This is a genomic window from Candidatus Pelagibacter sp. uisw_098, assembly GCF_059512505.1.
Window position 1 is genome coordinate 675,491 of the sequence record NZ_CM183454.1, and the last position, 14,808, is coordinate 690,298.

Sequence of the window (14,808 nt, forward strand, 5' to 3'; positions counted from 1 at the left end):
TAAGTTGTATTTAAAATATTATACAACTAGACAAAATTATTAATTAATATAATTAACGATGAATCATCATACCTCAAATAATATTAATAAATTCTCTATATAGACTTCAACTTTGAATAATATAATGATCAATGAATCAACTCATCACAAAAAATATTAATAAATTTACCTATAGATAAAATTTCTCTTCTCTATTAAATCGAGTTCAAGATTAAGAATCATTCGAAATGGAAAATAATAAAGATAAATAAAAAATAGGAAAAATAAGATGGAAATGACAACAATATATACGATCGTTGGCTTTGCTTTAGCGGGATATAGCGTTATAGCAAATGATTCAATTCAAACGCTTGGAACATTTATAGCGTCAAAACAAAAATGGTTTAAATGGTATACGCTAGCAAGCGCTGCTTCATTTGTGATGATACTTGCAATCACATGGGGCTGGTACAGTAATGCTGGTGATATATCTTACGGAAGATTAACTAGAATTCCTTTCCAAGAAATACAGTGGTATCATGCTGTGGCTCCTGGAATACTTTTAGTATTAACAAGAATAGGTATACCTGTTTCAACTACCTTTTTAGTACTGTCAGCATTTGCATCAACTGTAGTTCTTGAAAAAATGCTTATGAAGAGTGTTGTAGGATATGGCTTAGCAGCTGTTGCAGCATACATTTGTTGGATAGTAGTATCTAAATTTATCAATGAGAAATTTGATGAAGTTGAAGATAAATGGATAGGTTTTTGGAGAAACTCTGTATGGGTAACTTCTGCTTGGTTATGGTGGGTTTGGTTATCTCATGACGTAGCTAATATAGCCGTATATCTTCCAAGACAAATAGATGTAAATTTATTATTAATTGTTCTTGCATACTTTACAGCTCTTCTTTTTTATATCTTCTACATAAACGGAGGAACAATTCAAAAAGTTGTTTTAGATAAAACTGGAACTAGATACGCAAGATCAGCAACAATAATTAATGTGATTTATGCTGCTGTTCTTTACTACTTTAAAGAACTTAATGATTTACCAATGTCAACAACATGGGTATTTGTTGGTTTGTTGTGTGGTAGAGAGCTTGCAATATCTACAATGAATAAAGACTATAAGTTCAAGTATGTCTTTCCTTTAATTGGTAAAGACTTCCTTAAAATGACAATAGGATTGACGGTGTCAGTTGCAATTGTACTTGCAATTCACTACATCATTATTCCAAATAATTGGTTTTAAATATTAATTATGTGGTCGTATTATTATTTAATACGGCCATATACATCTTGAAACCTTACAATATCACTTTCTTTTAATATTGATCCAACTTGAGCTTCAATAATCTTAACAGGTTTATTACCTTTATTTTCAATTCTATGAACTGCCTCTAAAGGAATGAATATATGATCATTTTGTTTTTTAGAAAAGCTGTCTTTATTAAGTGTAATTTTTGGTTTTCCTTGAGTTACCAACCAATGTTCTGATCTGTGATGGTGTTTTTGTAAACTTAATATACCTTTTGGTTTAACGAATAACTCTTTAATTAAAAAGCCTTTGCCTTCGAATAAATTAACGTACCTACCCCAAGGTCTGTAATAAACATTTTTTTTCTTATAATATCTATTCTTATTTTTATCATACATTTTTAAGATCTCTTTCCAGCTACCAAGATCTGACCAAGGAATATCTAATTTAATAGTGTTAATTTTTTTAGTTTTTTCTAAAATTGCATAATCAAAAGACTTTACTGTAGCCTTTTCAAATGAAGCTTTATTTAAGTAATAAGTGTTATCTTTAAGTTTAGCTTTTGAAACAGCATTAACACAATTTTTGTATATTGTAGGCTGGTACTTTTTAAAGTTATTGATTATTGAATCTTTTCTTAAAAAAAACATTCCAGAATTCCAATAGCCTTTTTGTTTAATAACTTGTTTAGCTTTAGCTACTTTTGGTTTTTCAATAAATTTTATAACTTTATTAATATTTCCTTTAACTTTTTTAGTTATAAAATAACCGTATTCACTAGAAGGTGATGTTGGTTTAATACCAAAAATGAATATATTTTGGTCTGTTAAATTAGTTTTATTCTTATTAATGGCTTTATTAAAGATACTTGCTTTTTCTATTAAGTGGTCTGCTGCAAAAAACATTAAAGGTTGTTCGTTTGGAATATCTTTAATTAATGCTGATGCAAGAATTGCTGGTGCTGTATTTCTTTTTGCAGGCTCTAAAACAATTTTATATTTACTTATCTTATGTTTCTTAAGATGTTTTTTTACCTCTTTTAAATATTTAAGATTTGTACTTATGATCGGCGTGTCAAAAGTTGAAGATTTAACTCTATCAAGAGTTTTTCCTAATAAAGTCCAATTACCAAAATCAATAAATTGTTTTGCTTGATGATTTTTAGAATTAGGCCAAAGTCTTGTTCCAGCTCCGCCACATAATATAACGGGTCTAATTTTCATTAAATATCAGCGTAAACTTTTACTTCTTTTCTTTTACCAGGATGTGTTGGTGCACCTAAATAAGCAGGACCTACTGTTTGAGCATATTTCCAAATAGTACCTGATCCAAAGCTTGATTTTTTTGCTTTCCACTGTTTTCGTCTTGTAGCTAATTGTGATTTAGTTAATCTAACGTTTATAGTCCCTTTTTTGGCATCTATATCGATTACATCACCATTACGTAAAAGAGCTAAAGGGCCTCCTAAGGCCGCCTCAGGGCCAACATGACCCACACAAAAACCTCTTGTTGCACCTGAAAACCTACCATCTGTAATTAAGGCAACCTTCTCACCCATACCTTGACCATAAATAGCACCTGTTGTTGATAGCATTTCTCTCATACCAGGACCGCCTACGGGTCCTTCATAACGAATAATAATTACATCACCTTCTTTATATTTTTTCTTTTGTACACAAGCCATTGCAGCTTCTTCATTATCAAAACATCTAGCTTTACCAGTAAACTGTAATTTCTTTAAACCAGCGATTTTAACAATTCCACCATCAGGAGCTAAGTTACCTTTAAGACCAACAACACCACCATCTGGTGATAAAGGATTGTCATATGCTCTTAAAACTTTTTGCTTAGGATTAAATTTAATATTTTTTAAATTTTGTTTCATCGTTTTTCCAGTAACAGTCATGCAGTCACCATGAATAAATCCACCATCAAAAAGAGTTTTTAATAACATAGGAACACCACCCGCTAACCACATATCTTTTGCAACATATTTTCCACCTGGTTTTAAATCAGCAAGATAAGGAGTTTTTTTAAAAATTTTAGCTACATCCATTAAATCAAACTTAATTCCAATTTCGTTTGCAATAGCTGGTAAGTGTAACGCAGCATTTGTAGATCCACCTGTAGCAGCAACGATTGTTGCAGCATTTTCTAAAGATTTTTTTGTAACAATATCCCTTGGACGAATATTTTTTTCTAATAAATTCATTACAGTCTTTCCACTTAATAATGCATACTTATCACGTTCTTCGTATGGAGCAGGTGTTCCAGCTGAATAAGGTAAAGCTAAACCAATTGCTTCAGAAACACAGGCCATAGTATTTGCAGTAAATTGCCCACCACACGCACCAGCACTTGGACATGCAACTAACTCTAATTTTCTTAATTCTTTTGCAGACATTTTTCCAGCTGAGTGTTTTCCAACTGCTTCAAATACATCGACAACGGTCACATCTTTACCTTTGTATTGACCTGGAAGTATTGAACCACCATAGATAAACACACTTGGAACATTTAATCTAACCATTGCCATCATTAAGGCAGGTAAAGATTTATCACAACCAGCAATACCAACAAGTGCATCATAACAATGACCACGCACAGTAAGTTCAGTTGAATCGGCAATTACTTCACGAGAAATTAAAGATGACTTCATTCCTTCGTGACCCATCGCAATACCATCAGTTACAGTTATCGTACAAAATTCTCTAGGCGTTCCACCTGAAGCTCTAACACCTTTTTTAACAGATTGAGCTTGTCTCATTAAAGCAATATTACAAGGAGCAGCTTCATTCCAAGTTGATACAACGCCAACAAATGGTTTTGCTACATCTTTTTCCGTTTCACCCATCGCATAATAAAAAGATCTATGTGGAGCTCTATCAGCACCTAATGAAGTATGTCTGCTTGGTAATTTTTTTTTGTTAAATCTTGCCATTATATACCCTTTATAGTTATTGATATTCTCTCAACATCATTTTTTAAATTATTATAATTAGTTTTTTCCTGATCAACAATATCTTTTGGTGCTCTATCAACAAAGCTTTTATTGGCTAATCTTTCTGATATTTTATTCATTTCTTCTTGGTATTTATTTTGTCGAGTAGTTAAGTTTTCCTTAATTAATTCTAAATCAACATCTTCATCAAAATAAACTTTAAATAGATCTCCTGAAACTACTAAAGTAGCAGCTGGTTTATCTAAATCTTTATTATGTAAGTTTTTAATACGACCAAGTTTTTTTAGAATAATTTCATTTTCAGTAAAAAATGATTGTTCTTTTTCACTAACACTCTCTACTGAAATATCTATAAAAGAACCAGGGCTTACACTTAATTCATTTTTAAATGACCTTAATTCAGAAACTATGCTAATAATTTTTTCAACTTGATTAGTCGATGAATCTCTTTCAATCTCTCCAGAGGGCCAATTAGCTAACATCAGAAAATCTTTACCCGAGTTATCAAATTTATTATTTAACCAAATTTCTTCAGTCACAAATGGAATAAATGGATGTAATAATATTAATATTTGCTTAAATACATAAGCTGATACCTGTCTCACTTCATCTTTAGCTTTTTCATCTTCTGAAAATATTATTGTTTTAGATAACTCTAAATACCAATCACAATAAGAGTGCCAACTAAATTGGTAAGCATTTTTTGCAGCTTCATCAAACCTGTAATCTTTTAAGTTTTTTTCAATTTTAACCTTTGTTTCAATTAGTTCAGAATAAATCCATTTGTTAATATTAATTGTTAAACTTGGTTTTTCTTCAATTTTAGAAAAATCACAATTATTGGTAATTAAAAAATTGTTTGCATTCCATAATTTATTTAAAAAATTTCTATATCCCTTAACTCTATCTTCAGAAAGTTTTACATCTGTGCCAGGTGATGCCATTGACAGTAAAGTAAATCTTAAAGCATCTGCACTATATTTTTCAATTAAATCTAAAGGGTTAATTACGTTTCCCTTAGATTTAGACATTTTTTGTCCTTTCTCATCTTTAACAAGTGCGTGAACGTAAATATCTTTAAAAGGTTCTTTGTCTAGAAACTCCATTCCAAACATAATCATACGTGCAACCCAAAAAAATATAATATCAAACCCTGTAACAAGAACTGATGTTGGATAAAATTTTTCAACATATTCTTTATTATCAGGCCACCCTAATGTAGCAAAAGGCCATAAGCCTGATGAAAACCAAGTATCCAATACATCTGGATCACGAATTAAATCTACCTCTTTATTATAGAATTTTTTTGCATCTAATTTTGCTTCATCTTCATTTATTGCAACAAAAATTTTTTTATCCGGTCCATACCAAGCTGGTATTTGATGTCCCCACCATAATTGTCTCGAGATACACCATGGCTCAATATTGTTCATCCATTGAAAATAAGTTTTTGACCAATTAGCAGGAAAAAAATTAGTTTTTTTTGAGTTAACTATATCTTTAGCTTTAATTGATAATTTTTTTGCATCTACAAACCATTGTTCAGTTAAAAAAGGCTCAATTATTGAATTAGATCTATCCCCATACGGAACTTTATTCTTTATATTTTCTTCCTTAACAAAAAACTCTTTTTCTTTAAGTTCTTTTAAAATTCTTTTTCTAGCTTCAAATCTATCAAGTCCAATATATTCTTTAGGAGCATTTTCGTTTACTTTGCCACCTTCAGTAAAGATATTTATGATTTCTAAATTATTTCTTTGTCCCACTTCATAGTCATTAAAATCATGGGCTGGTGTTATCTTTAAAGCACCTGTTCCCATTTCTGGGTCAGCATACTCATCTTTAATAATTTTTATTTTTCTTCCAACAATTGGAACTGTTGCAAATTTACCAACCAAATGTTTAAATCGATCATCTTTTGGATTTACAGCAATTGCTGTGTCACCTAACATGGTTTCAGGTCTGGTTGTTGCTATAATTATAAAATCACTAGAACCTTCTATAGGGTATTGAATATAATAAATCTTAGAATTAACCTCTCTTTGATCCACTTCCAAATCAGATATTGCTGTTTTTAAAACAGTGTCCCAGTTAACTAGTTTTTTATCTTTATAAATTAAACCTTTTTTGTGAAGTTCTACAAAAACTTTTAAAACTGATTTTGAAAGGTTTTCATCCATAGTAAAAGCATTTCTTGACCAATCACAAGAACAACCAAGTTTTTTAAGCTGATTTAAAATAATATCGCCATGTTCCTCTTTCCATTCCCAAACCTTTTCTATAAACTTTTCTCTTCCAATTTCATTTTTATCAATACCCTCAGCAGTTAATTTTTTCTCAACTAAAGCCTGTGTCGCAATACCTGCATGGTCTGTTCCTGGTTGCCATAACGTTTCATAATTATTCATACGGTGGTACCTAACCAAAAGATCTTGAATTGAATTATTCAAAGCATGCCCCATATGAAGACTACCAGTTACATTGGGCGGAGGTATAACTACTGAAAATTTCTTTTTATTTATTGTGGGTTTAAATAAATTATTTTTTTCCCAATAAGAGTAAATCTTATCTTCAACATCAGAATGTATGTATTTATCATTACTCATAAGGTATTCATAAGTTTATAATTTAATAATATCAATTAACAATAATCAATTTGGTAGCTTATTTGGTAGACTAATTATTAATATTTTATATATAAAAGGTTCACTATTTGATTTATTATGAGATGTGAGGGCAACGTGGCGGAATGGTTACGCAGAGGATTGCAAATCCTTGTATCCCAGTTCGATTCTGGGCGTTGCCTCCAAAAAAAATCTTGCGATTCAATTCGGCTATATGTATAAGCACTTTTGATATTCCTCGGTAGCTCAGTTGGTAGAGCAGTTGACTGTTAATCAATTGGTCGCAGGTTCGAGTCCTGCCCGAGGAGCCAAAAAATTTCTATTTAAATCTTCATTAAACTTTTTAATAAAAAATTATTTTTATTTAAATTTAGATATGAGTTTTTTAGAATATTATATGAGTAGATTATATAAATCTTGGAACTAAATTAGGGTCCTAAATTAAGTATTTTATTATCCTACGTTTGAAATTCCTATACCAGATGTTTTTAAGGACTTACTAAACTTAAGCTTTTGATCATTGCTGAGTTCTGAATAAATTTTAACTAAAAAATTATAGTTAATATTCATATGACCTTCATGTATTTTTTCAATATTAACTAAATATTCTGAAAAATCTTCAAAAAAATAATTAACTGGTACCTTTAAATAATTTGCTAACTGAAGTAACCTTATTGAGCTAACTCCATTAGTACCTTTTTCATATTTTTGAATTTGTTGAAATGTAACATTAATTGCTTTTGCTACTTTTGTTTGTGTAAGACCTAAAGCTAATCTTCTTAACTTTAATTTATTACCTAAATGCTTATTAAAATTGTCTTCCATTAAGACCCCTCTTAAAGTTAGTTTAAAAAAACCTATTGAACTAATTTTTTGATGTTATCGCAATAGAAAAATTTCTTTATTTTGGAAAATTAGGTATAAAATTATAAAATGTGTCAAGCAATTATAAATAATTATAAGATCGTAAAATTGTTGAATCGTATAGCTAAAAAAGCCCTATAAAATTTGGCTTAAGAAAAGTTTAGTACGATCATTATTTGGATTAGCAAAAAAGTCTTTGGTTGTTGCCTTTTCTACAATCATTCCTTCATCCATAAAAATCATTTGGTCAGCTACCTCTTTAGCAAAGCCCATTTCATGAGTTACAACGATCATTGTCATGCCTTGTTTAGCTAAATTAACCATTACATCTAACACTTCTTTAATCATTTCTGGATCTAGTGCCGATGTAGGTTCATCAAATAACATAATTTTAGGTTCCATACAAAGAGCTCTTGCAATAGCAACTCTTTGTTGTTGTCCACCTGACAATTGACCTGGGAATTTTTGAGCTTGATCTAATATTTGTACTCTTTCAAGATGCTCTAATGCTAATTTTTCAGCATCTTTTTTTGACATTTTTTTTACCCAGATTGGGGCTAATGTACAGTTATCTAAAATAGTCAAGTGAGGAAATAAATTAAACTGTTGAAAAACCATTCCAACTTCAGCTCTGACTTGTTCTATATTTTTTGTATCTTCAGAAATTTCAGTACCATCAACAATAATTGATCCTTTTTGGTGTTCTTCAAGTCTATTAATACATCTAATTAGCGTAGACTTTCCAGATCCAGACGGACCACAAACAACAATTTTTTCTTTAGATTTAACTTCAAGGTTTATTTCTTTTAATACTTGAAAGTCACCAAACCATTTACTTACACCTTGAATTTGAATAATTGAATCTGACATAATTTATCTATCTGTTTTATATTTTAATTCTAATTTTTGACTATATTTACTCATACTGTAACAAATAATCCAGAATATTATTCCAGCAAACACATAACCCTCCATTGAAAAACCAAGCCATTTTGGATTTGTCTTAGCTAGATTCAACATTCCAACTAATTCAAGAAGACCAACAACAAATATTAATGGTGTGTCCTTAATAAGAGCCAAGAATGTATTAGCTATGCCTGGAATTACTAATTTTAAAGCTTGAGGGAGGATAACGAAGACATGCATTCTCCAATAACCCATACCAAGAGATTTAGCAGCATCATATTGACCTCTAGGTAGCGCTTGTAGTCCTCCTCTTATAACTTCTGCCGTATATGCAGCTTCAAATAAAGTGATAGCGACAACGACTCTAATTAATTTATCGACATAAGTTCCATCAGGCAAAAACAAGGGGAACATTACTGCTGACATAAACAAAACAGTAATTAAAGGAACACCTCTCCAAAATTCAATAAAAGAAAGTGATGAGTATTTAACAATAGGTAAATTAGATCTTCTTCCAAGAGCCAACATCATACCTATAGGGAAGCAAAAAATTAAAGAGAAGAAAGATACCATGAAAGTTAAAGATAACCCTCCCCAAGCTCCAGTTTCTACCCACACTAATCCAAAAGAGCCTCCTGAAATTATGTAATAGATCAACACAAAAGAAATAATAGGCAACAAAAGAGTATAATAAAGTGAAAGATAATTTTTAAGCTTTGTTGGAACAAAAAAACCAGCTGACATAAATACAAGAACGGCTATAAATGTAATATTAATTCTCCATTGTTCAGCATTAGGATACATTCCATACATAAATCTATTAAACCAAATTTTAATATAAACCCAACATGCGCCGCCACCTGTACAGGCTTCTTTAGTATCACCAGCAATATTAGCATCAAAAATAAGCCAATTTAACAATGGGGGCAAAGCAAAAATTATAAGTAAAATTATAGATACACTTAAAGCTGCATTGAAATTACTTGTATTAATATTTTTATTAAGTTTATCTAAATTTTTTATCCCTGAAAATTCAATTCTAATAAAATGAAGTCCAATGACTGAAAAGATTAAGGGAATAAAAAAATTAATAAGCCTAGGTAAAAAAAAAGTAATATTAATATTCAAAAAATTATTTGAATAGAAATCAAAAATTCCAAACGCAAAAAACAATCCACCCAATGTAAGAAATAAAGGTAAATTTTTATTATCTGGTTTTAATAAATTAATATTTGTCATAATTTTACTTTTCTTGTATTGCTATTCTTTTATTGTACCAGTTCATTAAGAGTGAGATGCCTAAACTAATAGTCAAGTAAGTTGCCATTGTAATACCCACAATTTCTATGGCTCTACCAGTTTGCATCATTGCAGTTCCAGCAAAAACTAAAACTAAATCAGGGTATGCAATAGCTGCAGCAAGAGATGAGTTTTTAGTTAAGTTTAAATATTGATTAGTCGTTGGAGGAATAATAATTCTCAACGCTTGAGGCATAATTACTAATTTCAAAACTTGGCTTGGAGTTAAGCCAATAGAGGCTGCCGCTTCTTTTTGACCTTTGCCAATTCCTTGAATTCCAGCTCTAACATTTTCAGCAATAAATGTTGCTGTATACAGTGTAAGTGCGAGTGTAAGTGCAATTAATTCAGGTGGTATCTTTAAACCACCATCAAAAGTATATGACGATTGAGACATTTGTCTAATTACCGGAAAGCTCCAAGATAAATCTACACCGCCAATTAAAAAAGTTAATAACGGTAAAGATATAAAAATTGCTAATGAAATTATTAATACTGGTAATCGTTTACCGTCTTGTTCTTGTTTCTTTTTTGCATATCTTGCAAAGAAAAAAATTATAATCATTGCAATAATTATTGTTGTCAAAAAAACATCAAAGTTTGTCCAAATTGGAGCTGGTGTATAAAGACCTTTGATCGTCATAAAAGATGAATTTAATAACATGGGTGCATCCTCAAGCATTGGTAGAGCTCTTAACGCAGCAAAGTACCAAAAGAAAATTTGTAACAATAAAGGAATGTTTCTAAAAAACTCTATGTAGAAAGAGGCCGTTTTTCTGATTAAATAATTTGGTGATAAACGCGCAACACCAACTACAGCACCAAGAAAGGTTGCTAAAATAATTCCTATAATGGCCACTAGAAGTGTATTTAATAAACCAACCAAGTAAGCTCTAGCGTACGAATGAGAGCCATCATAATCTATTAAAGAAAACTGTATATCAAAAGAAGCTTGGGTTTTTAAAAAACCAAAACCAAATTCCAAACCTCTTGCGCCCATGTTCTCTTGAGCGTTCATGGTAAAGAATCCAAATACTAATACTATAAATAGTAAAGTTAATAATTGTGGTAGAATCTTTTTAAATTTCATTTGTGAGGTATTATAAAAAAAGGGCTAGATAAATCTAGCCCTTTCTTAATTATTTAAGATAATAATTATCTAGCTGGTGGAGTGTATAATAATCCGCCTTGAGTCCAAATATTGTTCGGACCTCTGTCAGGTAAAATACCAGTGTCAGCTATATTTCTCTTATAACTTTCACCATAGTTTCCAACTTGCTTGATAATTCTTAAGCTCCAGTCTTGATCTAGACCTAAATATGATCCTAATTCTCCTTCAGAACCAACTAATCTTTTAACAGCTGGGTTTTCTGAAACTTTCATAGCATCAGCATTTGAAGAAGATATTCCATATTCTTCAGCTTCAATCATTACGTTTAGAGACCATCTTACGATGTCTTCCCAAACAGCATCACCTTGACGTACAACAGGTCCTAGAGGTTCTTTAGAGATAGTCTCTGGTAACACTATATGGTCATCAGGATTAGTCATTTTTGTTCTTTGTGCTGCTAGACCAGATTTATCAGTTGTGTAAGTATCACATCTGCCTGAGTCATAAGCTGCAACAACTTCATCAGCTTTTTCGAAAGCAACTGGCTCATAAGAAATTCCTTTTGAATTAAAGAAGTCTCTCATGTTTAGTTCAGTTGTAGTTCCGATGTTTGTACATGCTGAAATTCCATTTTTGAATTGGCTCGTAGAAGTAATTCCTGAGTCTTTTCTTACCATGAAACCTTGACCATCATAGAAGTTTACACCAACGAAAGTTACACCTAGATCCGCATCTCTTGAAAGTGTCCAAGTTGTGTTTCTTGATAAGATATCAATCTCACCAGAAGTTAGAGCTGTGAATCTTTCTTTAGCACTTAGTGGAGTGAACTTAACTTTGTTCGCATCACCTAATACTGCAGCAGCAACTGCTCTACATACATCAACGTCAACACCAGTCCAATTTCCAGCTGCATCAGCATTTGAAAATCCAGGTAAACCTTGAGATACACCACATCTTACAAAACCTTTTTTCATAGTGTTTTTAAGAGTTTTAGACTTCTTAGCAGCCATTGTTTCTGTCGTAAAAGCGAACAGAACTGCAACCATAGCAACTAAAGAAGTTAATTGTTTTACATATTTAAACATATTTTATTCCTCTGTTTTATTTATTTATTTGTTAACAAATAATTCAAATAAATTTGAATTAATTTAATTATCTACCACTATCTAAAGTTGATCAAAGAAAATAGATCACATTAGAATTCTTCTAACTACATGTAGTGTGAATAAAAATTAAATCAATACATATTGATAATGGTGCGCTCTGGTGGACTCGAACCACCGACCCTCGGTTTAGAAAACCGATGCTCTATCCAGCTGAGCTAAGAGCGCAAGGAAATCATTCTGATGGTTTACTACAACTTTCAACGCTAATCCAACTTTATTTTAATCCAGTAAGAGGTTTTTGACAACGGTTTGTCTTCATCCGTTGCTTAAAGTCCAGTAGTGGGTCATAAAATATTCGGGAGGGGTAAGCTGTCACTTAAAATTTTTGCACATTTACCAAACATACGTGAGTCACTGTGGGTTACTCATTTTAGGGTAAACTTTTCATTAACGCTATTATTTATCAAAATTAACAACCCCTATTCGTTAAAATATTTTATCGTAAAAATTACTATAATAACTTTTTTACAACATCAGAATTGTTGGGCATGTAAAAAATAATTGATTTATCAAGTGGGGTTGAGAGAATTTAACTTATAGAAAATATCAAGATGTTTATTGATACAGGATAAACCAATTTAACATAAAAGACTTTGGAGTTTGACGGTGCATATTTTCACACTTAGCATATAAATTTTTATATTGATAAATCTTTAGTGCTTTGCTTTTAAGATTTTTTTTTTTAAATAATTGTAATGTTTTTATACTTATTTGATTTTTTTTTTATCAATTATTTCATTGCTAGCAGTTAATTTAGATATAAATTCTTTTAAATATTTTTTTTCTTTTTTATCCCATGCTAATTTTAAAACGGTATATTCATTAAAGGCTTCAATATTAATAGTTTCGTATTTAGGAGGAGGTGGTTTTATATTTGCAGAAGAATATTCATTTACAGCATTATAATAAATCTTTAAATTTAAATTAAGGTTTTTATATCCTTCATCCAGCTCATCTATTAAAGCAAAATATTCTTTATCATCTTTAACATTTATCAATCCATTGTTAAAAAAACTATCTATTCCTTTTTTATCAAAATCATAATTTTTATTAAAAATTAAATTAATAACTTGCTTATCGGTACAGTTTTCTAGAGCTATAGAAATATCATCGTTAGCGTGTGCACTATTTCGAAACATCAACAATAAGATAAATATAATTTGGAAAAAAAATTTAAACACAATTTAACTATATTGATTTTTAAAGATTTTTAAAGGATGAATTTAATTTTTAAAAAAGAACTTTTTGAATATTATTAATAAAGTCAATAATTCAATTCTACCAATTATCATAAATATAATTAGATAATACTTTGTAAAATAGTGTAAATCATAAAAATTAAACTCACCCACTCCATAGGCTGATGAATTAACCGTATTCATTAGTGTTAAAATGGATAATTTGAAAGAATTTTCAAATTCAATTCCACTTAAAGTTAAGAGAAATGTTAAAAAAAACATGGATATAACAAAAATTATTACTGCTAAAAAATATTTATAAATTTCATTTAATTTAAATGATTCCTTAGAAAATAAATGCTTATTTATATATATATTTTTTGGTCTACTATATGACAAAATTTCATTAATTGAATATTTGCATAAAGAATAAATTTTTAAAAATGTAATACCAGAACTTGTAGAAAAAAAAGATCCACCGATAATAACCAGTATCAAGAAAACAAATGATAAATTTTTGGAATTATTATCGAGAGAAATACCAATATTAGAAATGCTACTTGCTAGAGATAAAAATAATTCACTAAAATTTTTATCAAAATTAAGAAAAACAAAAAAAATAAATAATAAAGTTAAAAAATAAAATGCTAAATGAATATCTTCATTAAAAAAATTCATATTATGATTTTTTGTAAAAATTAAATTATATAACAAAAAAATACTAAAAAATGATGTTAGCATTAATAGGGATGTTATTATGATCTGTGGATCATTTATCAAAATATTCGACAAATTATTTGATGGTATAAAACCACCAGAAGATACAAAGGTCATTGCAAGATTTAAAGAATTAAACATTCTAATCTCAAATATGTTTAGAATAATAAAAATTCCTAATGTTATTAATGAATACAATAAAAAAATTTTTAATGATTGTTTTAAAGTTTCTGCTTTATTAAAGGATATAAAATTAGTTAAAGATTTTTTAAAACTGTGATCAAAAATATCTATTAATACTATAATAGAAAATAAAAAATAAAGGCCACCTACCCATTGTGACGAAGATCTCCACAAAATAAGACTTTGATCGATATGATTTATGTTATCAAAAATTGTAAAACCTGTGGATGTGAAACCTGAAATAGCTTCAAAATAAGAATTAATAAATGTTAAATTATAAATACTAAAATAAAAAGGTATCGTAATTATTAGTGGTAATAAAAAATAACCAAGCAGTATTGTAAGTGCTTTTACATATATCGTGGTTTTCTTTTCATCATTATTTTTAGATATATAAAATATCAATGTTAAAACAATAGATACTAAAAAAGTGTAAAGATACGTATTCAAATTAAGGTACAAATTTAAATAATATGAATAAACAATATTAAAAAATGAAAGAATTGAAATTATTCCACAAAAAACACTCAAATAAATGAGTTTAATATAATTCATTTA

11 protein-coding genes and 3 tRNA genes are annotated in these 14,808 nt (G+C 29.6%); 3 read left to right on the forward strand and 11 right to left on the reverse strand.

Annotated features, from left to right (window positions below):
* The first annotated feature begins 274 nt into the window (after positions 1-274).
* Positions 275-1,234: a hypothetical protein gene (locus AC5YF9_RS03690; RefSeq protein ID WP_271518846.1), complete on the forward strand. Its 960-nt coding sequence runs from the start codon at positions 275-277 to the stop codon at positions 1,232-1,234.
* Between the two features lie 23 nt (positions 1,235-1,257).
* Here the strand turns inward: AC5YF9_RS03690 and AC5YF9_RS03695 are convergent, their stop codons facing one another.
* Genes AC5YF9_RS03695 through AC5YF9_RS03705 form a run of 3 tightly spaced genes read right to left on the reverse strand, consistent with a single transcriptional unit; the run spans position 1,258 to position 6,808 of the window.
* Positions 1,258-2,463, reverse strand: coding sequence for a sugar phosphate nucleotidyltransferase (locus AC5YF9_RS03695; RefSeq protein WP_415304878.1), 1,206 nt, complete (start codon positions 2,461-2,463; stop codon positions 1,258-1,260).
* Positions 2,463-4,181, reverse strand: coding sequence for a dihydroxy-acid dehydratase (gene ilvD / locus AC5YF9_RS03700; RefSeq protein ID WP_415304880.1), 1,719 nt, complete (start codon positions 4,179-4,181; stop codon positions 2,463-2,465). The genes AC5YF9_RS03695 and ilvD overlap by 1 nt, the downstream gene beginning before the upstream one ends.
* A complete protein-coding gene (locus AC5YF9_RS03705) occupies positions 4,181-6,808 on the reverse strand; it encodes a valine--tRNA ligase (protein ID WP_415304882.1) in 2,628 nt (875 codons plus the stop codon). The genes ilvD and AC5YF9_RS03705 overlap by 1 nt, the downstream gene beginning before the upstream one ends.
* Before the next feature lie 129 nt (positions 6,809-6,937).
* Here AC5YF9_RS03705 and AC5YF9_RS03710 point away from each other — a divergent pair.
* Together AC5YF9_RS03710 and AC5YF9_RS03715 are read left to right on the forward strand one after the other, a co-directional pair.
* A tRNA-Cys gene (locus tag AC5YF9_RS03710) sits at positions 6,938-7,011 on the forward strand.
* A gap of 50 nt (positions 7,012-7,061) precedes the next feature.
* A tRNA-Asn gene (locus AC5YF9_RS03715) sits at positions 7,062-7,137 on the forward strand.
* 142 nt (positions 7,138-7,279) lie between these two features.
* Here the strand turns inward: AC5YF9_RS03715 and AC5YF9_RS03720 are convergent.
* The 8 genes from AC5YF9_RS03720 to AC5YF9_RS03755 all read right to left on the reverse strand — a co-directional run bounded on the left by AC5YF9_RS03720 (position 7,280) and on the right by AC5YF9_RS03755 (position 14,805).
* Positions 7,280-7,651 (reverse strand): helix-turn-helix domain-containing protein, encoded by a 372-nt coding sequence (locus tag AC5YF9_RS03720; RefSeq protein WP_415304884.1) that lies wholly within the window; start codon positions 7,649-7,651, stop codon positions 7,280-7,282.
* 174 nt (positions 7,652-7,825) lie between these two features.
* Positions 7,826-8,560 carry an amino acid ABC transporter ATP-binding protein gene (locus AC5YF9_RS03725; RefSeq protein WP_415304886.1) on the reverse strand — a complete coding sequence of 245 codons (735 nt, stop codon included), beginning with the start codon at positions 8,558-8,560 and terminating at the stop codon, positions 7,826-7,828.
* 3 nt (positions 8,561-8,563) lie between these two features.
* Positions 8,564-9,835 (reverse strand): amino acid ABC transporter permease, encoded by a 1,272-nt coding sequence (locus tag AC5YF9_RS03730; RefSeq protein WP_415304888.1) that lies wholly within the window; start codon positions 9,833-9,835, stop codon positions 8,564-8,566.
* A gap of 4 nt (positions 9,836-9,839) precedes the next feature.
* A complete protein-coding gene (locus AC5YF9_RS03735; protein ID WP_496169956.1) occupies positions 9,840-10,985 on the reverse strand; it encodes an amino acid ABC transporter permease in 1,146 nt (381 codons plus the stop codon).
* Positions 10,986-11,050: 65 nt separating this feature from the next.
* On the reverse strand, positions 11,051-12,091 hold the full coding sequence (locus AC5YF9_RS03740) for an amino acid ABC transporter substrate-binding protein (RefSeq protein ID WP_415304891.1): 1,041 nt from the start codon (positions 12,089-12,091) through the stop codon (positions 11,051-11,053).
* A gap of 169 nt (positions 12,092-12,260) precedes the next feature.
* A tRNA-Arg gene (locus AC5YF9_RS03745) sits at positions 12,261-12,337 on the reverse strand.
* A 542-nt stretch (positions 12,338-12,879) separates the two neighbouring features.
* Complete coding sequence (locus AC5YF9_RS03750; RefSeq protein ID WP_496169957.1) at positions 12,880-13,311, reverse strand: hypothetical protein; 432 nt, start codon at positions 13,309-13,311, stop codon at positions 12,880-12,882.
* 84 nt (positions 13,312-13,395) lie between these two features.
* Entirely contained in the window at positions 13,396-14,805 is a 1,410-nt protein-coding gene (locus AC5YF9_RS03755) for a TrkH family potassium uptake protein (RefSeq protein WP_415304895.1), read from the reverse strand.
* Between the last annotated feature and the right edge of the window lie 3 nt (positions 14,806-14,808).